23 protein-coding genes and 2 pseudogenes are annotated in these 20047 nt (G+C 37.0%); 7 read left to right on the top strand and 18 right to left on the bottom strand.

All coding sequences use genetic code 11. The features are described from left to right. Window positions 1-38 precede the first annotated feature (38 nt). Genes DXB15_RS13500 through DXB15_RS13510 form a run of 3 tightly spaced genes read right to left on the bottom strand, consistent with a single transcriptional unit; the run spans window position 39 to window position 1886 of the window. Window positions 39-842 (bottom strand): hypothetical protein, encoded by an 804-nt coding sequence (locus DXB15_RS13500; protein ID WP_118703250.1) that lies wholly within the window; start codon window positions 840-842, stop codon window positions 39-41. Continuing rightward, on the bottom strand, window positions 842-1555 hold the full coding sequence (locus DXB15_RS13505) for a LytR/AlgR family response regulator transcription factor (RefSeq protein ID WP_158582274.1): 714 nt from the start codon (window positions 1553-1555) through the stop codon (window positions 842-844). The genes DXB15_RS13500 and DXB15_RS13505 overlap by 1 nt, the downstream gene beginning before the upstream one ends. Next, window positions 1548-1886, bottom strand: a complete 339-nt coding sequence (locus tag DXB15_RS13510) for a helix-turn-helix domain-containing protein (RefSeq protein ID WP_109215884.1) — start codon at window positions 1884-1886, stop codon at window positions 1548-1550. Before DXB15_RS13510 ends, DXB15_RS13505 begins: the two co-directional genes overlap by 8 nt. 181 nt (window positions 1887-2067) lie before the next feature. Here DXB15_RS13510 and DXB15_RS16985 point away from each other — a divergent pair, with 181 nt between their 5' ends. Next, a complete protein-coding gene (locus DXB15_RS16985; protein WP_158582275.1) occupies window positions 2068-2229 on the top strand; it encodes an AgrD family cyclic lactone autoinducer peptide in 162 nt (53 codons plus the stop codon). After that, window positions 2202-2822, top strand: a complete 621-nt coding sequence (locus tag DXB15_RS17900; RefSeq protein ID WP_109215882.1) for an accessory gene regulator B family protein — start codon at window positions 2202-2204, stop codon at window positions 2820-2822. The genes DXB15_RS16985 and DXB15_RS17900 overlap by 28 nt, the downstream gene beginning before the upstream one ends. 305 nt (window positions 2823-3127) lie before the next feature. On the opposite strand, the gene DXB15_RS13525 is transcribed toward DXB15_RS17900, so the two are convergent. From DXB15_RS13525 to DXB15_RS13590, 14 genes are all read right to left on the bottom strand, one after another. Continuing rightward, complete coding sequence (locus tag DXB15_RS13525; RefSeq protein ID WP_118703252.1) at window positions 3128-3982, bottom strand: hypothetical protein; 855 nt, start codon at window positions 3980-3982, stop codon at window positions 3128-3130. Window positions 3983-4138: 156 nt separating this feature from the next. Then, a complete protein-coding gene (locus DXB15_RS13530; RefSeq protein WP_021738305.1) occupies window positions 4139-4402 on the bottom strand; it encodes a hypothetical protein in 264 nt (87 codons plus the stop codon). A gap of 95 nt (window positions 4403-4497) precedes the next feature. Beyond that, on the bottom strand, window positions 4498-5307 hold the full coding sequence (locus DXB15_RS13535) for a PD-(D/E)XK nuclease family transposase (RefSeq protein ID WP_021738306.1): 810 nt from the start codon (window positions 5305-5307) through the stop codon (window positions 4498-4500). A gap of 270 nt (window positions 5308-5577) precedes the next feature. Continuing rightward, entirely contained in the window at window positions 5578-5763 is a 186-nt protein-coding gene (locus DXB15_RS13540; protein ID WP_147404803.1) for a hypothetical protein, read from the bottom strand. A gap of 82 nt (window positions 5764-5845) precedes the next feature. Then, window positions 5846-6958: a DNA polymerase III subunit beta gene (gene dnaN / locus DXB15_RS13545; protein WP_118703253.1), complete on the bottom strand. Its 1113-nt coding sequence runs from the start codon at window positions 6956-6958 to the stop codon at window positions 5846-5848. A gap of 347 nt (window positions 6959-7305) precedes the next feature. Then, the gene (locus DXB15_RS13550) at window positions 7306-8496 is read right to left on the bottom strand and encodes a hypothetical protein (protein WP_109215878.1); all 1191 of its coding nucleotides are present in this window, start codon (window positions 8494-8496) and stop codon (window positions 7306-7308) included. Beyond that, a complete protein-coding gene (locus tag DXB15_RS13555) occupies window positions 8486-8980 on the bottom strand; it encodes an RNA polymerase sigma factor (protein WP_109215877.1) in 495 nt (164 codons plus the stop codon). The genes DXB15_RS13550 and DXB15_RS13555 overlap by 11 nt, the downstream gene beginning before the upstream one ends. 173 nt (window positions 8981-9153) lie before the next feature. Beyond that, the gene (locus DXB15_RS13560) at window positions 9154-9549 is read right to left on the bottom strand and encodes an SH3 domain-containing protein (protein WP_146190213.1); all 396 of its coding nucleotides are present in this window, start codon (window positions 9547-9549) and stop codon (window positions 9154-9156) included. 178 nt (window positions 9550-9727) lie between these two features. Next, window positions 9728-10375 (bottom strand): ATP-binding cassette domain-containing protein, encoded by a 648-nt coding sequence (locus tag DXB15_RS13565; RefSeq protein WP_109215875.1) that lies wholly within the window; start codon window positions 10373-10375, stop codon window positions 9728-9730. Further along, window positions 10359-11060 carry a hypothetical protein gene (locus tag DXB15_RS13570; RefSeq protein ID WP_109215874.1) on the bottom strand — a complete coding sequence of 234 codons (702 nt, stop codon included), beginning with the start codon at window positions 11058-11060 and terminating at the stop codon, window positions 10359-10361. Before DXB15_RS13570 ends, DXB15_RS13565 begins: the two co-directional genes overlap by 17 nt. Next, window positions 11053-11904 (bottom strand): hypothetical protein, encoded by an 852-nt coding sequence (locus DXB15_RS13575; RefSeq protein WP_109215873.1) that lies wholly within the window; start codon window positions 11902-11904, stop codon window positions 11053-11055. Before DXB15_RS13575 ends, DXB15_RS13570 begins: the two co-directional genes overlap by 8 nt. Beyond that, window positions 11891-12661, bottom strand: a complete 771-nt coding sequence (locus DXB15_RS13580; RefSeq protein ID WP_109215872.1) for a hypothetical protein — start codon at window positions 12659-12661, stop codon at window positions 11891-11893. The genes DXB15_RS13575 and DXB15_RS13580 overlap by 14 nt, the downstream gene beginning before the upstream one ends. 57 nt (window positions 12662-12718) lie before the next feature. Next, window positions 12719-13696, bottom strand: a complete 978-nt coding sequence (locus DXB15_RS13585; RefSeq protein WP_109215871.1) for a hypothetical protein — start codon at window positions 13694-13696, stop codon at window positions 12719-12721. An 86-nt stretch (window positions 13697-13782) separates the two neighbouring features. Next, window positions 13783-14232, bottom strand: coding sequence for a hypothetical protein (locus DXB15_RS13590; RefSeq protein ID WP_109215870.1), 450 nt, complete (start codon window positions 14230-14232; stop codon window positions 13783-13785). 225 nt (window positions 14233-14457) lie between these two features. Between DXB15_RS13590 and DXB15_RS13595 the strand changes: the two genes are divergently transcribed. The 5 genes and pseudogenes from DXB15_RS13595 to DXB15_RS17775 all read left to right on the top strand — a co-directional run. After that, the gene (locus DXB15_RS13595; RefSeq protein WP_109215869.1) at window positions 14458-15024 is read left to right on the top strand and encodes an accessory gene regulator B family protein; all 567 of its coding nucleotides are present in this window, start codon (window positions 14458-14460) and stop codon (window positions 15022-15024) included. 198 nt (window positions 15025-15222) lie between these two features. After that, on the top strand, window positions 15223-15942 hold the full coding sequence (locus DXB15_RS13600; protein WP_109215868.1) for a LytR/AlgR family response regulator transcription factor: 720 nt from the start codon (window positions 15223-15225) through the stop codon (window positions 15940-15942). Continuing rightward, the gene (locus DXB15_RS13605; RefSeq protein ID WP_158582276.1) at window positions 15939-17258 is read left to right on the top strand and encodes a sensor histidine kinase; all 1320 of its coding nucleotides are present in this window, start codon (window positions 15939-15941) and stop codon (window positions 17256-17258) included. The genes DXB15_RS13600 and DXB15_RS13605 overlap by 4 nt, the downstream gene beginning before the upstream one ends. Window positions 17259-17516: 258 nt before the next feature. Then, a pseudogene (locus tag DXB15_RS13610) lies at window positions 17517-18193 on the top strand (sugar phosphate nucleotidyltransferase); the annotation flags it as partial. Then, a pseudogene (locus DXB15_RS17775) lies at window positions 18184-18972 on the top strand (AraC family transcriptional regulator); the annotation flags it as partial. The pseudogenes DXB15_RS13610 and DXB15_RS17775, both read left to right, overlap by 10 nt. 59 nt (window positions 18973-19031) lie before the next feature. On the opposite strand, the gene DXB15_RS13620 reads toward DXB15_RS17775, so the two are convergent. Then, complete coding sequence (locus tag DXB15_RS13620) at window positions 19032-19796, bottom strand: recombinase family protein (protein WP_118703254.1); 765 nt, start codon at window positions 19794-19796, stop codon at window positions 19032-19034. Window positions 19797-20047: the final 251 nt, after the last annotated feature.

Consider the following 20047-nt stretch of genomic DNA (forward strand, 5'->3'; position numbering starts at 1 on the left):
AGTAAGTTAAGATGAGGAAAACCTCATTTTAACTTGTACTAAATCTTGACATAGGACCAACAGTCATTTTTCTGAGCCAAATTTTGTATATATATGATTTTATTTTTAAAATCATGATACTCACGCTTTAGTGTTTTCAAAGAGTGCTCATTTCCCTGAATCTGTTTTAAAGTATTCTGTATTTGTTGTTCGTATATAATATGAGCACGCTCAAGTTCTATATATCTGGACATTTGCTGATAAATATGAAAAATGCATATATTTACCAATAACAGTAACACTGCCGCAAACATAGAATTAACATGTGTATTTCCATTTTTGTTATCAGCTTCAAAAATCAAATAAATAATCAAACTACTGATAAGTGGAATACTCATCATAAAACTCCAATATTTAACCGGTAACTTTGAGAAAGAACCTTTTACAAATATTCGCGAAATATATGTTAATAATGCGATCAAAAGCATTTTAGATATAATACTTCCCGTTAAATAAAAAACCTCTTGCGGATAATGCATTCCCTGTAAAATTATATATACAATTACCTCTATCAATGCAGCTACTATATTCCAAAGAAATGTAAGTAAAGCAATTTTTAAAACAGACGCATGATATAAAGCATAACATGCACATCCCATAAAGGCCGTCTGCAAAATAAAATTGAGTAGATATTTTGCACCTATCCAATTTAGGAAATAAAAGTTTAAGAAAAACAAGATACACCATATACATATCCTGAACACCATGCTAAGTTCTCGTTTTTCATCAAAAAAAGAGTTAAAAAACTCTCCAATAATCCAAAAATATATAATATATTGTAAGAAGGTTACTATGTATTCCATTACAATCTTTCCATAATTCGTAAATACTGTTCACGAACCATTTTTCTTCTGTTTTCACTTATTTTTAAATATGTACCATCATATAAATTCACTTCCGAAAAGCTCAATGCTTGAATATAATGTAGGTTCACGAAAAAGGATTGATGTATCCGTAAAAAATTGTGCTGTCCTTCTTGAAATTTATTCTCTATATCATTTAACTTTCCACTTTGATACATATCACCATTTACTGTATGAATAATTATTGTATGTAGTCGGCTTTCAAAATATATAATATCCTTGACTAGAATTGAAAATCGTTTATGTTTAAACATAAATGAATAAATCTTTTTCTCAGATATAATCTTTTTCAATGCCAGCTCCAGATATTCATTAAATCGAACTTGATCAATAGGCTTCTGTACAAATCTTAATGGCTCTACTTCAAATAATTCTTGACAATATGAAGTATATGCTGAAATGAATATGATAACCGTATCATAAGATTTTTCTCTCATTTTACGTGCAACAGTTATCCCATCCACACGCATTTCAATATCCAAAAATGCGAGATCATATACACAAGTTGTTGAACATCCATTTAGAAGTGTACTTCCATCAAAATAAACATCAATATTATACTCAACATTTTTGTGTTTCATAAAACTGGTAATTAAATTTTCAATTTGAGTTGTTGTAAATACATTATCATCACATATTGCTATATTAATCATTTTCTTCCGGTGAAAGAGCATCTATAAGATCTTCTATGAGTGCTTGTTTTTTAACTGGCAAAGCTGCATATCTGGCATATGTCTCAACAAATTTTTGATTACTATATGCTTCGGAAACATCTACTTTATATCTAAAATCAGTTTCACAAAGTAAGTAATCCACAGACACTTTAAAGAAATGTGCCAATGATTTCAATAAACTGCTTGTTGGTTCGCTTTTCCCCGATTCAATTTTGCTAATTTGATTCTGAGAACATCCTATCGCCATTGCCAATCCCTGCTGTGTTAATTTCTTTTGCGTGCGTAATTCCTTAATACGATTTTTCACCATTCCCGTCTCCTTTTAACCCTAAGTGTATAAAAAAATCCGTTCTGTGATACTCCAATTAGTTATAAGGAAAACCTATTTGCTATATATTCATGCAAAAATGTCATTTTTATACTTAAAAATGATTGATAGAATTGCTCATACCCGTTATATGGTATTCTTTTCAAAAAGGAGGATTTACATTATGAAAAAAAATGGGAAAAAAATTTTACTTCATTCAACTGCTGCTGTTGCAGCTATGACCTTAGATGGATTTTGCTGGTTTGTTTTCCATCAGCCAAAAACCCCATCCTGTTTATTGGAAGAGAAGCATAAGAAATGTACAAAAAAATATATGAAAAACTAATTCGCACTGAAAACTACACTGAAAAAGAACTGGAAATTGTCTTATATGGTATCCATGCCATGATCGAAATCGGAATAACTTTTATAATATGTTTTTTCATTATGTTCATAACACATAGCTATATAGAAGGACTTCTTTTCTTTTCCGTATTTATTCCTCTACGTTCTTTTGCCGGAGGATTTCATTTCGATAATGCATGGATTTGTACAATAATATCCACACTGTATTTTTTCTTGATAATGGAAACATCACACTTTACCGTTGTTAATTGTAAAATTTCCTATATATTAGGAATATTAAGTATGATAGCAATTTTGTGTATTTCTCCCGTTATCAATGATTCCAGACCAATTTTACCAGGAGAGTACCATACATTTGGAATTCGTTTAATGCTTTCCATCTGTTGTATCTTTGTAGCGGAATCCATACTTTATTATTTGAATAGCCAACATTACCTATGGCTAATTACACTTGTCCTGCTATCAATGATCTGTATATTGTTTTTGGGTAAAATCAAGTGGAAATCCCTTAATAAGCACAATTCCTACTTTAGAAAATTTTGTTTCTATATCAGATTAAAGTCAATATCATAGTAATTTACATTATATAAAGAGAAATGGAAAATAGTATACTATTTCATAGAAATGCTATGGTAAATCATAACCAGCTTTAAGAATCCACAAAATATAATTCAATAGACAGACAAAAAAGGCAGTTATTCTCTGATATGAGTAAATAACTGCCTTCTATGTATGAAATTTGATCACTATTTGAATCGGAGCAATAACTTTTTCTCCACACTGTACAACAGCTTTCAATATCTTGCTCCCTACCTAGACCGAATACATCGAACTCTTCCAATTTTTTCCTGATCTATGACTGATATTCTTTATATACGTCAGTTTTTTACATATGGAAACTTCATAAACCAGGGCAAGTCCAAAATGCGTATAATCTGTGGGTTTTGGATCTCGCCAAACGTCTCTTTCAGAGCTGTATGCAGTTCTTCCGGAAATACGTTTGAGTGAAATGGTGACTCAAACAGCTCCTCTAGGTTCATGGATGCCTTCGCTTCATGCGCCACTACAAAGGGAATCTGAAGCTCCTGTCCGGATGCTTCCCGAACCTCTCGCTTTTGGTCCACGCGGTATTTTCCCTTCCGGACGCTGGCACCTGTGGCAAAGTAAATCTCTGCCATCTCCTGGAAATCCCGATAAAGTTCTGATGGTGTAAATTCCAATCCATGAAAATTCTTGGGAAAGCAGATTCCCGGTAGATATAACGGCTTCCCATCCACCCGCAGTTTCAGGCAGTCTGTAAGCAGCTCTTTTAGATTCGTTGGCAGTTCACACAAATTTGGTAACATATTTTCTGTCCGGAATCGGTAAACATACATCCGATGATCCTGATCCATATGGTTCTTTTCCAAAAGGCGTTGCATATCCGGCTCCGTCAACTGATGAAAATACTTCTGCATGTCTTTCGCCTTTTTTCCAAGTGACAATTGCCCCCACTCATGGATCGTCATACCAATCCACTGAAAAAATTCCTGGTCGATTACCACAAACTGCACTTTCCCCAGTTTTTTAGGATAATGCGCACTCTGCCTTGCCATTTGCATTTGTATGATTGCGGCATCTGCACTGGAATGTACATTGTTCATCCAGTTCCATTCATCCTTGGTAGCCTCTGGATATAAAATATCCCAGATCTCATTTGTGTAACGCATAATTGGTAATGTGTACTGTTCCATTTTCGCACCTATTTGCAGGATATTCCTGCATCCTTTCTCATCTGTCTACTTATATATACGGATTTCGAGCACCTTTCATAACAAAAAAATGCGAAAAAAAATCCTGACCTCAATAAACGAAGCCAGGATTTCACTGTTTTTATCTTTTCTTCCTACCTACTGTTCTTTCGGCAACTGTGGCTCAGCAAGCCATTCCTGCACCATGGAAACATCTGCATTTAACGCTTGGGCAATCTGCTCCACTGGCAGGCCAAAGTCATTTAATCGATTCGCCATTTCCTTTTTTTCTTCTAGTGCATAGCCTTCTGTATATCCTTCTACATAACCTTCCGCATATTCCTCTGCATATTCCTTGGCATATCCCTTTGCACGTCCCTTTGCATAGCCTTCTGCACGTATCTCTTCTATCTCTCGGCTCATTTTCTATTACTCCTCCTTTAACATGATAGGCTCTGATCGTTATATTATCAGAGCCTATATCTTGTTATTTCTGGCTATTCATCCATTTACTAGAATTATTTCACTGGGGAAGTTTCTCCAGAAAGCCATTCCTGAATCATTTGAACACTTACCTGCACTGCCTGAGCAATCTGCTCCAATGGCATCCCCATCTTATATAAATTGTTTGCTGTTTCCATTTTGTCTTCCATTCGTCCCTCTTCACGAATTTCTTCCAACACTTTACACATATGCGTGACTCCTTCCTCTGACTCTTTTAACTCGTATATCCTTTTTGCTAATACACCGTCCTGCATATCAGATGCCGCCTTGCAGTGAAAATCATGCATCAGCCGTCCAAGCTCTGTATCCTCATGCTTGCTTGAATCCACATAAATAATGTGGGCTTCATCTCCAAATTCTGCCCCATTTTCTTTTATGATCCGATCCACGTGAGCAATCGGTAATCTGTAACCAAGCGTATCATCCTGTGTGACAAATATAATATATGTTTCGGGAAGTTTATCAAAAAACTCTCCCGGATTCAATACATTCATATCCATTAATCCTAAATGATATCTGGCACGTTTCGGGATTGCTCCCTCATCTTCCTGCTGGATTTCTACATTAAACAGGCGACCATCCCCCGACTTTGCTACACAGTCAAGAACAGCACTCCTGCCATGTAAGTTTTTGTAATCCACCTGAACCTGGTTATCAAGAACGGTCAACATGCTGTCATTCATAATGATACGCAATATGTATTCACAGCATTCCTTATCTTTGAGCACATTCCTTGCCAGAATGTCGCTCATCATGGTGAGATTTTTAATCTTCTCAATGTAGCGCACTTTGCGTTCTTCAAATGTTTCCATCTTATAGCTCATCGGTGTACTTCACCTCCCAACTATTCCCATGAAATCCATTTGTCTTTGAGACTATTTTACACATAATCACTTCTTCTTTCAAGTTCTCTACCTCCTGTTTTCATTTGAATTGTAAGTATTTGTTCCAGCCCTCCTTTCCATGCCTATATACTTATATACGGATTTAACGGGCATGTAGTAACAAATATTTACAATTTTCTACAAAAAAGTTTCTGCAAATCACATTCCGGTTCCAAGATCAACCTATTTTGACATGACCCGTACCTGCAATTACTTCTTGTTACGTTTTTTTGTTTCCTCAATTTCAGCTTTATGCCGTTTGAGCCACGCATCCGCTTCCTCTTTCGTATATGGTTCGATACTTTCATCTACGACGTACTTTTCATAAAGGAAATATTCCCCTGTTTTTTTGGAATAAGATTTTAACACTGTGGTAAAAAATACATCCATTCTCAATACGCGCAACTTCTTTTGCAGTCTCGGTGCAATATACTTTTCCTTTTAATACTTTCTTCATCAAAAATTTCCTTTCCAATATTTAAAGTGCTGCTTCTGTTTTGCCTAATGAAACCGGTAAAAGAACATAGAGATAATCCATCCCTTTGATCAGACAAGGATCATTTGCACCACCCAAACTCAAGTCAATGGTTTCATCCTCTACGGCCTGCAAGATCTCCATCAGATAGCGGGGATTATATCCTATTCTTAGCAGTCCACTTTCCCCTTCCGTTACGGCATTGATCGACTCTGACATTTCCCCTGCTGTGGTCACAGCTTCCAGTGTCACTTTATTCTCCGCAACCTGTACGACCAATGGCTTCTGCACCTTATCTGCCAGCAGCAGCAATGCCCTGGAAACACTGTCCTTTAACTGTGTCTTATCGATTCTGATCTTTCTGTTTGTCTTATCCTGCAGGAATGCAGAAAGATCAAAATATTTTCCATCAACCAGCCGCATAGATGCCCAGACATCTGGCATCAGAAAGCAAGCCAGATGCTCCGTTACACACAGATCTACTTTCTGTTCCTCATTATTTAACAGCTTGGCGATCTCTTTTAATGGGATTCCCGGAAGATTTAATTCCATTTCCTCCGTCTGTACCTCTAGCGCCCGGATTGCGATCCGATGACCATCCAGTCCGGTCAGACGCATCTGCCCTTCCTCACACTTAACATGTACCACCGACAGCATTTGATTCACTTCTGTGACCGCAATGGAAAATAGTACCCCATTTAAGGCATCTTTTAACATTCCCTGCAACACGCTGCAACTTACTTCCATTTCTGTCAGATCCGGAAGTCCTGGGAAGTTCTCGACATCGCTGACTGGCAGCTTGATCTTCACCTTTTTCCCGGATATCACAGCCATTTTTTCATCCGATTGAATTACCACATTACCGTCAGGCATTTTTCTGGAAATGTCTGCCAGTGATTTTCCATCAATCGCACAGCATCCTTCCTCTTCTACCGTTCCGTCTACCTTCACCCGTAATCCAATCTCCAGGTTAGTAGCTTCCAGCAGGATTTCATCCTCTTTCGCTTTGATGATGATGCATTTTAAAATCGGCCTTGTGCTATTCCTACCATTTATACCTTTGAGCGCAATACCAACTTTCTGCTCCAGCTCACCATTTTGAATTGTGATCTTCATTTTTTCTGTTCCTCCTTCGTTCCTCTTTTTGGGAATACGAAAAAGCAGAGCATGATGCCCTGCTTTCCGGTATCCGAATATTTTCTTTTTAATATAAACAGGATTGCTCCTGTTATATCCACTTGGGTTTGTTTGCAAGGAACCTTGCTTTTTACTGACTGAGCTTATTGTCTGCTACTGACACCGCTCCTGACTGAATCATTCTGTCTCGAATGTATTATTGACTCTTAATAGATATATACGTTGATTTGAACTGGGAGGAAACTTAACACTTATTCGACGCAAAAAAGTGACAGAAGTTTTTTATCTCCTGCCACTTTTTGTCGTATTTTCATATGATACTTTCACTACTTTACGTCTGCTATTATCTGTTCCAGGCTTCTCAATGCCCCCTGCTCTTTTTCATCTGACAAGTAGCTGTCTAACTCATCCTTTGAGAATTGTCGAACCTGGTAGAAATACTGCTGTGCACAGCTATAACTTATAACACAAGCATCTGCATCTGTCACAAAGATATAATTTACAATTCCTGTTCCTAGCATCTGCTTTTCATCCCGCATATATTCGATCCGTTTTGCAGTCCACACAGCATTTTCTCCCATATATGCATGCGCCATCTTCTCTGCATCCAAAGAAAGTCCCTGGTACTGTGCTGCATCTTCCGCTATTTTTTTGGAATAATTTGAACCAGTGTCTTTTTCCGCTGAAACAGTCTTTATTTCTCCATTCTGCAGATTTACGGATACCATATAGGAAATACCTGCCGCTTCATCCCGATAAGTAATATGATCTGTTGTAAATGTCTCTCCATTTGCGTCTAATGCCTGATCATGCTCTGTATCAACTGCAAGCGTATCCGTATCAATCCCATATAACTGCTCCAACAAAGTAGATGCTTTTTCTAATGCTTCCTCTTGGGTAATTTCTGTCACATCATCTGCTGAAGCATTGGTCACATCTGCATCTTTTTGTCCCTGTGCTGTCACACTGTAATCCCGCTTTGCATAAAAATCGATCAATTCCAACATCTGCTCATCATTCAATGCTTTCTCTGGCAGATAAAAGGTACTGTTCTGAGCCAGAAAACAGATCTGATCTGATACAATTTCAGATTTATCCGAAATCTGCAAAATGCTTCCATCTGGGAATAAACCTTCTGCCTGGTATTTCTCTGCCAGTTCATTCAGCCGCTTTTGCTCCTTTTGTGATAACTCTCTGGAAAATGTATCTGCATCCGCTTTGGCAGCATCCGTCCATAAATCTTCCTGCTCCTTTTCAGAGGTCTGCTCCGCACGCTGTTTTGCATAATTCATTCCAGCACGCACGCCACCAGCGCCACAAACTCCAACGCATAATATAACGCAAGCTGCTGCAATCATTTTCTTTTTTCTCTGTTTTTTCTTATTCATATGCATTTCCCCTTCACAACATTTTTTGATTTGCTCCTGTACCATTGCCTGGTAATCTTCCGGTAAAATCACCGGATGCTCCTTTACATGCTCCCGAATCTCTCGATCCATTTTTTCATCAGATAACATGTCCACGCTCCTTTCCGTCCTCTATCCATTTTGCCAGCTGTTTTCTCCCGGATGAGAGCCTTGTTTTTGTCGTTCCTTCCGGAATATCTAACAGTGTACTGATCTCCCTTACCGAAAATCCCTCATAATAATAGAGAACCATGACAACACACACATTTTCCGTCAGTTCCAGAATTACTGACCATAAATGGTCTTCCGCTGTTTCTGGTTCCTGCTCGTATTGTTCCGGATCAGCAAAAAGCACAACTTTCTGTCGTTTCGTGATCGCCGAACGGGATACATTGATCAGAATCTTCATCAGCCAGGATCTTGCACTTGTACGTTTCCTGAGACTTGTCCTGTTTTCAAATGCACGCACGATACATTCGCTCACTGCATCCTGGGCATCCGCCTGATTTTTCAGTATGGAATACGCCAAGACATACATTTCCTTTTGATTTTCCAAGATCAGCTTCGATAATTCTTCCTTATTCATTACACTCATATAAGTTCGTCCACCAATTCTCTACTATAATTTTCCGTTACATATATAAGACAGTTGAAACCTGCAAATGGTTTTCTAAAATTTACATCAAGTCGAATATGCATGTTATCTGCATCTTTTTATAAAGAAAAATTGCAGAGAGCAAAACCCTCTGCAATAATCAATCGTTTTTCTTAATCCCAATGATATACATAGGATTTGCTCACCCATCCGTAGGTTCCTGTTTTAATCCGCTGTACACGATGCCAATTTAATCCGGCACTTCCATATGCAGACCAGTCAATCCAGATCAGTTCTCCATCATACATGAGTTCAAGAATCGTTGCAGATGTACTTGGAGATTTTCTTAACCGCACTCCATTATTGATGATCTCACCATTCGCAGTATGTGTTGTCACTCTTGCCAAACTACGATTATGTTCCACATCCGTTGATAAAATCTGTATCTCACAGTTTTGTACATTATCTGCTGGAGCATTTCCTGTTTCCGCTGCATACGCAATACCTGGTACACTTAAAAATAATGTTGCCAATATACAACAAAATGTTCTCATAACTTTCTTTTTCACAGCTTCCTCTACCGCCTTTCTAACGCTTTACTCTTATATAAAAAATTTTCTTTGCTACATTTTTTAACCTGGCTCTCACAACCTCTTTAAAATGTTGTGGGGCGCTAAATGGATCTTTGCCAGACCACATCTGGATTATCTTATTTTCACTATTTGTTTCCATCCATAGATTCCCATTTTATGCTGTTTCCTTATTACAGAGTTTTCCATTTTTCATTTCAAATACTTCATCGCATAATACCTGAATGTCTTCCTTGTTATGGCTCGCAATCAATACAATCTTTCCAGTTTTTCTAAATTCCAAGATCAGCTTTCGCATATCTTCTATGCCGCTCTCATCCAACCCATTCATAGGTTCATCTAAAATTAGTATGTCCGGATCTTCCATGATTGCCTGTGCAATCCCCAAACGCTGTTTCATACCAAGTGAATATTTTCCTACATGTTTCTTGGAATTCGGATCTAACCCAACGCGCTTGATTGCCTCTTTTACATCCTCTTTCGATATTTTTCCGGCAATCTTTGCCAGATATACTAAATTTGACAATCCACTTTCATGCCATAAAAATCCCGGATTTTCAATCAATGCACCTAAATTCTCCGGAAAGTCTACATCTTTTCCTATTTTTTTTCCGCGAACAATGATCTCTCCAAGATTGGGATACATATAACCACAGATCAGTTTGAACAAAACTGATTTGCCAGAGCCATTCCGTCCTACAAATCCATAAATATGATCATCATATAATTCAAGATTAATATCCTCTAAAACATTTTCACCTTTGAAGGCTTTACTTACATGTTTAACCTCAATGAACTTTTCCATCACTGATCCTCCTTAACAACAATACTTTTCCTCTTCTGGATACTAATATTAACAGACTGCAAATCACCAGTAATTGAATGACTGCTACCACCATAACAGAAAAGCCTCCATCTCCATAATTTTGTCTGATATAATAATACATTCCCCAGGAAAATGGACTGTGTGCTGGTGTCAAATGTTGCGTAACTACCATAAATTTTGCGGCCGTTTCTAAAACTACTGCCAAGATACTTGCAACAATCATATTTCCACTTATCATTTTGATCCAAATAGAAAAAGCTAATAAGAACACCGAATGTAACATAATCAAAAACAGCGGTAATGCTATCTGCTTTGTTAAATGATTACCCATGATAATACATGCACATCCACTCACGCACAAATACAAAATTACTGTTTGTAAAATAAGTGTTCCATATGTATGTAACCACCATCTCTGTACTTTTTGGTAACGATACGCGTATAAAAATGCCTGATCTAACATATTTTCACAATGCCATAGTTCCAAAGCATAGACAGGCATAAAAAGCAACAGCCATTGCACAATATCCATCCCATAAAATCCATCATTTTCCGGTGTCCATCCCGGTCCGGACAGCAAATCTGTAAAATCTAATGCCGTAATGCCTAAAAAAAATGTTAATCCAACCGTAATCACAATCGATAATAAAAATTTTTTATTCATTATTTTCACTGCTTCCTAACATTCTAAAATCTGTATGGACTACGACAAATTTTCCTAACATATATACAATATAAATACTAACAACGAAATAAATATAGGAATGTGCCAAAGTAAGTCCATAATCACCTAAATGGTTCGACAAAATAGCATTATTAAAATGTAACCATGGTCCCAAAAATGTGAACCGATCCAAGGAAGAAATAAGCATTGTAATTACATGAAGAACTCCAACAGTAATCGTGCCAAAAGCAGTATTTGAATACATATTCAAAGCAAATAGTATTCCAGCTAAAAATACACTATATAAAACCATAAGCAAAAACGTATGTATCATCGCTGACCATGGACTGTATTGACTCAGTAACAACGGTGATGGAATCGATAAATTATTTCGGAATGAACTTGCCCCTGCATAACTCTGTATAGCCTGACTCCATATATTATTCATATAGGTTTTTCTTATTAAAATCACTGCACTTAGGAGTGCCAATATAAAATAGTATAGTATAGCCTGAATTACGATATACAACCACATCGCATCATACCAATTCTTTCTTCCTGTACGATGAATCTTCAAAAATGAATCGGAATAGATAAATGGTGCATCCGATATCACGATAATAAATCCGAAAACGACCAAGGAAATATTTCCATACATACCAAAATGTTGAATAAACGCTTCCCACAAATTTCCTGTATGTGTTCCTAAAAAATGATAATAATTCACAGACGTAACAGCTATTGATGCTATTCCAACTAGATAACCTGCAACACATCGCTTCCGATATGCTACTGTCTGCAACTGATACCAGAGCAGCAAGAACATTGTTTTAAATTTTCTCATGTTTTTTCTGCCTCCTGAATAAAAACCATATCGCCAAAACTACCCCTACAATATAAATTGCAAACAAAAGGTATGGTCGTATCAATGAATCGTTATAATCGTAATCGTATCCAATCATAAAAATCGGGCTCACTGCATGAGGTAATGCAATCCACAAAATCTGATAGATTACAAATGGCAAAATATAGACAATATATTTGTTTCTTATAACCATTGAAAGCAGAAGTGCCAATTCAGCCCATAGAATTCCAAATAAAACCATAAGTAAACCACGCAAAATGTAAACTGCTGGTTCTCCCCACATTGTTATAACCCGATTCCATATAAGTTCAGCAAAATCTTTCGAAAATTTTACAGAAGAATTTCGCGTAAAAAAACTGAATGGAACAGCTACGGAAAGATATGGGATAAGCGTTGATACTGCACCGGAAATACCCACTGCAATCACCTTATACCCCATATATTTTTTTAATGATATTCTGTTTTTTACATAATTTAGGTATCCACTATTACGTTCTTCTAATAATGAACTTCCATATGCAAGCCCCGGAAACATTCCAGCAAACGTGTAGTATGAGCATAAGGAAAACAACCAAACCATCTGTGCCAATCCATTATAATATTCTGGTTCTTTTATCATCCCCCTAATTGGTATCCATCCAAGCAATATTTCATAATAAATAATTGCGATCGAAACAGTGCATGCTAATACCATCCACTTGTTACAGATTGCACGCTTTATCATATGACCTAGCATAATTATTTCTCTCCTATATATTTAACAATGTATCCATTAGTATCTGAGCAGTTTTTATTAAGATAACAATTCACCGTTCTGTGCATTGATACAGATATATGCATCTGATGAGTTCGAAAATATATACCAAACAGGATAAAAACTATTCGTTCCAGAATTTAGGTAATATGCTAACGTAATATTTGTATAAGTGACATCTTTCCATCCTAGTATTTCTCCATTCTCTGCCTTTTCTTTTACAATCTTTAGCATATCATCAACAGACATAACAGAAACTCTTTTCTCATTCTTTTTTGAATAAAATCCATGAATCTGCATACTGCTAACCCCATCATTTGAAATAAAATAGCTATCTCGTAAAATCCCAGTACGCTCAACTAATGGGACATCATCAATACAAGGAGCACTTAAAACGTCTGCCATATAGTATCCATTATTCCCGCCTATTCTTGTCGTTAAAATATACGATGTTATGCCAAGCTGTTCTGATACTCCCTTCGCTTTTTCAGATAAAACTTTTAGCTGTTCTTTCATTTCCTGTGTTGGACAATTATTTTCCGTATACTCAATGTCTGCAACATTCTGGATAGAAGTATTCTCATAAAAAGACTTTTTGATTCCATTATCTATCGTATAATCAACTTTGAATGCTTTATTACTTTCTGACTCTGATGCAATTTGCCATACTTCTTCTAAGACGCTACTTTCTACTGATTCCATTTTTTGATCATTAAGTAATACTTCTTCTATTTGATTTTTAGAAATCAGTGTCTGTTCATAATCGCCTTGCACAATTTCAGATTCCGGTACAGTAACAGTTGCTGCAATGTGTATATCACTTGGATATTCATCTTTATTTGGTATTGCAAACGTACATTCAATCCATCGACCCTGTTCTTCTTTTATTTGTTGTCGCACTATCTTATCTAATGATTCAGCCTGTACCGAAGTATTATCCAACTCCGGTTTTCCACAGGCAGACATCATTCCAACTATTAGAGATAAAAATAAAACTGTCGTAACTTTCCTCTTCATATATTTTTCCTTGCTTCCATCAACTTCAGAAATACCGGAATAAAGTTACTTTACCCTATTACATTATTATATTTTCTCAGTAGTTGTTAATTTGCATTCCAGTAACCCGAAGCTGTTGCACTGGTATTTCTCAATCTATTATCTAATCGTACTCCCAGATAATATGTTACATTTGCAGGTCCATGACCATTCCAACTATAATACTTAGTACTCATTGTTGTTTTTGCCCATGCAGCATCTGCATCTTCAACTTCAGTATAAGAAGAATTTCCTGAACGCAACATTGGTTTAAATGTTATTCCAGATGTACCATCTATTGAACCCGCAAAGTTAAGACTACTTATATTCATAAACCACATTGCATTTGCTGTCGCTTTTTTGTTTGGGTAACTAGTCATCGCACGATATGTGAATGTACCATAAACGTTTGTTACTTTTCCAGTCGCATAATTCGTATTTCCTGCAAATGCAGGTGTTACTCCCAAACACATTACCATTGCTGCAGTCATAATACCTGTTAATAATTTCTTTCTCATAGTATTTTCTCCTTTCTCTCTTTCTTCCAGTATTTCTGTGTAACCATACTATGACATATTTTTTTCTGTCTGTCTTGAAATGTCCGTCAATCATATACTATCAGTCCGTCAATCCTTATTAGAGACTGATTCGCGGACAGAAACCCTATTATTCGCGGACACAGTAAACTATTTTTGATTTTATATGTTAAGATACAGTCAGCTAAACTGCAGGGGGGAAGTATTATGGAGCAATTAGCAAAATTACTTACAGAACAATTAATCAAGAAGGGAGCTGATTACCAGAAGCGTGATATTTATCAATATGCATTAGAATATTTTTTATCCACTATAATTGGAATACTTGGAATCATTACCATAGCAACATTATCCATAGGACCTATCCATGGTATCCTATACCTGCTATTTTTCATGCCTATAAGATCCGTAGTAGGCGGTTACCATGCAAAAACATATCATGGGTGTTTTTTTCTATCTATGTTACTTTTTGTTTTTGGAATTATACTATACAAGTTTTTATATATGGTAAAGTTTTCACCCCTATACCTTATAATTATAATGCTTGTTATTGTAACCTATTTTACAAAGCAAAAACCTATAATACATTCAGATCAACCTCTCACCACTACGCAAATCCGCAAAAATCATATGCTATGCATTATATTTTCTATTACTGAATATTTAGGATTGATTGTATTGTCATTTTTAGACTACCCCCTTGCTCTTATGCCAGCGATTGCACTTATAGAAATCTTTATGCTAACACTTGTACGAAAGAAGGAATTATTATGAATTTTATTACATCATTATTAGAGTGGATTGCCAAAACATGTGCCGGAACTACTTCTAATTGGCTATCCTATCAGCCTCAAAAACCTGATACATTATGTCCATCTGTCTCTGAATGTGACAGTTCCAAATAAAACATTGTTATTATTTGCTATTTGAGTTATCATCTAAATAGTTTTATTTTTAGGGAGGTTTTATAAATTGATTCAAATTGCAATTTGTGATGATTCAGAAGTATCTTTACAAAATCTGAATCAGGCAGTAACGGATATACTAAAATCAAATCATGAACTTGCAGAAATTACGCTTTATAGGGAAAGTAAATTTTTAAATTATGATATAAACGAAGGGCATTTTTATGATCTTATACTAACGGATATTCAAATGCCACACATTGATGGTATGGAATTAGCCGCAAATATCCGAAAACATTTGCCAAATTCATTGATTATTTTTATTACCGCCCATTCCAAATATGCATTGGATGCATTTGAACTATCCATTTTCCGGTATATTGATAAAGAAACCATTCCTAAGAAATTGCCACTAGCTATTGCAGATGCACTTAAAATGATTCATTTACAGGAAGATCAATATTATCTCTTATCGTATAACCGAATGCATCGAAAAATAGTATTGAAAGACATTTTATACATACAGCGTGAAGGGAAAAATAGTATTTTTTATTTAGCAAATCAAGATACTTTAAAAGAACGAAAAAGTTTAGTCCCGATTATGGAAAGCCTTAACAGTTCTGATTTTATTTTTATTGACAGAGGTATTATCGTAAACCTAATTCATATTGTATGCATTCGAGATACAACCATTGAATTAGATAATGGTCATTTTATCCTTGCCAGTATTCCTCGTATGAAAGAGTTGAAATTTCAGCTTCAAAAATTATGGAGGGATTCACTATGACAGCTTTATTTATGATTTTTGATTATGGTTTTACATTCATCGAAGTATTTTTATTTTTTATTATATTAAAAGCCATTTATTCTGATATTAATTATAAATATGCATTTATTATCACGCTTGTATCAGCCTGCTGCACTACGTTTATTAACCAGATATCATTGTTCTCTGCATTTTCAGTTATAATATTCGTCCTGTCTACCTTTATTGGCGGATGTATTTTAGTCCGGAAAGATTATTTTATGCTACTTTCCATAAGTGCATTTTATGTATTGATGATGGGATGCTATGAATTTTGTTATGCCTCACTGATCATGCATTTTTCTTCTTACAGAGCTGATTATCTTACACTCATTTTAGATTATGGATGGCCACGTTTTATCTTCTCACTTACAACAAAATGTGGACAGGCGATTGTTGTCCTTCTTGTATGTGCTGTCATCCGGCGTATTGCAAAAGAAAAATTTTACGTCTGGAAACTGGCGATTGTTACGGTATTAGGATATATCAGTATTTTATATATGATCCATAGTACATTTCAAAATTATACGACAACAACTTCAAAACTCTGGGTGGTTTTCGCTGCTTTCTTATTACTGCTGTTTTTCATCCTGCTTTTTGAAATTGACTTACGAAGCCGCAGACATTTACAAGAAAAAGAAGCATTGAGCAAACATTTATTGGAAGAAAAATATCAAAATCTCTCTGCAATGTTTAATCAAAATGCAATGCTGTACCATGATATCAGAAATCATCTGTACACACTATACCATCTGCTTGAAGAAAATCGTGTTTCAGATGCCATAAATTACATTGAAAATATACAAAAACCGGTCCAATTATTAAAGAAAACGAGCTGGACCGATAATGATGTCGTAGATGCCGTATTAAATGACAAAATACAGCTTATGGAAAATCAAGGTATCCACTATGATGTTCAAGCAGAATTTCCATACAATACAGGTATTGAGGATGCCGATCTTTGTACGATATTGGCTAATTTACTGGATAACGCAATAAAAGCAACGAAACAATTACCGGAGCAAACTGTACCAATAAAAATCCATATCCAAAGTATCAAAAAATTTGTCATCATAGAAATCAGAAATCCATCTCTTGAAATTGAGTTTGCAACTGACGGATTTCCGAAACGGACAAATAAATCTTCCTTCCATGGTTGGGGATTACATAATGTAGCTCAGGCAGTTGAAAAATATGATGGTGCTTTACAATTTAATTACAAAAATGGTATTTTTGCAGCATCTGCAATGCTATTCTTCCCACAAAAACCAATCAACGAATCAGAAGTTCACTCTTAAACGGAGTGGACTTCTATTTTTTATTACTTTTCCATAACTTCCGCAAAAAATCCACCCCTGGGCTAATCATCTTCTCTTCCGTTTTTCCCATCTTTCTGTATTGTACCATTTTGCCACTTTTTTCTTCCGGTATTATCCATTGTACTTCATTTTATTTGCAGTATACTTAGGGCACAATCGAACGGAGACAGACTTACGTGTTTATTCAATCACATACCCGTCTGCCTTCCAGCATTTTTACACAGGAGGTATACATACATGAAAAAACCGATCTTAGTTGTTATGGCAGCCGCTATGGGGGATTAAAACAGATAGATCCTGTTGGCAGCCATGGGGAAGTCATTATGGACTATTCACTATATGATGCCCGTCGTGCCGGGTTTGAACGCGTGATCTTTATTATCAAGCACTCCATCGAAAAGGATTTTCACGAAGCAATCGGAGCACGTATCGCAAACTATATGGATGTTTCCTATGCTTATCAAGATTTAGAGGACCTGCCGGAAGGATATACCGTACCGGACGGACGGGAAAAACCATGGGGCACCTGCCATGCGATCCTTGCAGCCAGAGATCTCATTGATGCACCGTTTGCAGTGATCAACGCGGATGATTACTATAGCACCACCTGTTTTCAGATCATCTACGATTACCTGTCCACACATTCAGATGATGATAAATACCGCTACTGCATGGTCGGCTATCAGTTAAAAAATACCGTTACGGAAAACGGCTCCGTTGCAAGAGGTGTCTGCACCACCGATGCTGATGCCAACCTGGTCAGTGTCGTGGAGCATACACAGATTGAAACGTATGAAAACGGCATCCACTTTACCGAAGATAAAGGAGCTACCTGGCAGGACATCGATGGGTACACCACCGTTTCCATGAATCTCTGGGGATTTAATGAAAGCTTTATCAAAGAAGCTGTGGCACCTACCGGCTCTCCAGCCATCCAAAAATGCCAACCTACCGCCCCAAGGGACGAAAAGACTTCCAGATCATTTACATCGCTTCCGGACTGGTGCATTTTCATTTTGATAAACCGGAAAATGAGACCATCGTCCCTGCCGGGAACATTGTACTCTTCCGTCCCGCAGAACTGCAGAAGTATGAATTTTACGGGAAAGACAAAACAGAAGTTTACTGGGTACACTTTACCGGCGGCGAAGTAAAAAATATCTTACGGAAAAATGGATTTGCAGATAAAGAACGGATCTTCCCGGTCGGGACATCCTTAGAGTATGAGCGCGTCTTTAAACGCATGATCTTAGAGTTACAGAAATGTGATGCGGATTATCAGGAAATGCTGACGCTGTTACTATGCCATCTGCTCATCATCTTCCACCGGGCAATGCTCCAGGAGCACACCCTGAAAAATGAATTTCTGGACCGGCAGATGGATACTACTGCCTCCTACTTTAACCAGAATTACAACCATGACATTAACATCGATGCGTATGCATCTTCCCTTGGCATGAGTGTGAGCTGGTTCATCCGTAATTTCAAAAAATATACCGGGGAAACACCGGTGCAGTTCATTACTTCGCTTCGGATGACCAACGCACAGGTACTGTTGGAAAATACAACTTACTCCATCAATGAAATTGCACGCATTGTCGGATACAACAATGCCCTGTATTTCAGCCGGATCTTTCATAAGCAGAAAGGCTGCTCCCCTTCCCAGTACCGCCCAAGAAGTCATGAAACTTAACCGTCGCGAAAAATCGGATGACGGGATATGCTCCCTCATCCGATTTTAACGTTACCGCTTTATTCCACTGTGCTCCCGACACTTTCCATTTCTGCCAAAAGTTCCCGCTTATATTTGTAAAACGTATTTCTGGCGATCTGTAAGATTTCCACACATTCCTTATCTGACATGTTGCCGGAAAAGCACTTTGACATCTTTAAGATCCGGTTCTTCATTTCCACTGATTTTTTTGTCCTGACAGAGACACCCGTTCGTCTTCCGATCTGCTTTTGCTCCTCTGGCGGCAGCAACTGGTTCTTCTCTTTCGTCGTCTGGATGCCCTGTGAAATCCGTTTATGCAGATCTGTGACCTCTTTTTCCGCCTGCTCAAATGCCACCCGGATCTTCTCTTTTGTCTCTGCCCGCTGAAATTCCGTAATGGCCGTAAGCACAGACTGGATCAGGTTGTCCACAGATTCCCTGCCGGATTTTGCAATGGCAACTGTTTCTGCCTGCATCTTTTTGTAATAATCCGTATTGATGTGTGGCTCATTGATAAATTCCAGGTTGATGCCCATTTCCAGCAATTCCATATAGAGCTGAAATCCTTCCTCTGCATTTCGGCTCATCCTGGATACGGAATCGAAAATGACCGTATCCCCAGGTTTTAGGATCTTCAATAATTTTTGAAACTCCGGGCGGTCCAGTTTTGTCCCGGTATATTTTTCTTTGAACAGTTTGGTTAATGCCCTGTCCTCACCGAGATAATTTAGAATATTTCGGATCTGGCGGTCCAGTCTCTGGGACTGGGAAGACACCCTTGCATATGCGTATAGCTTTCCCATTTGTTACACCGGCATTTTTGTATCAAAATAAACAGTCTGACAAAAAGTATCAAAACATGTGCAGATTGATGCCCTGGATATTCCAAATTTTAGTCTTAATCTAAAGCATAGTCTATTTTGATATCAAAATGCATTCTTTCCTTTGTAATCGGGAAGTGCTATGAAACACTCCCAATACTATATACGGAAAATGACTGCTGCCAATAACAACAAATTTATATTTTTTTCAAAATTTTCTTTCAGATCGGAAA

It is taken from the genome of Roseburia sp. OM02-15 (genome assembly GCF_003481835.1).
In the GTDB taxonomy this organism is placed as follows: Bacteria; Bacillota; Clostridia; order Lachnospirales; family Lachnospiraceae; genus Eubacterium_I; species Eubacterium_I ramulus_A.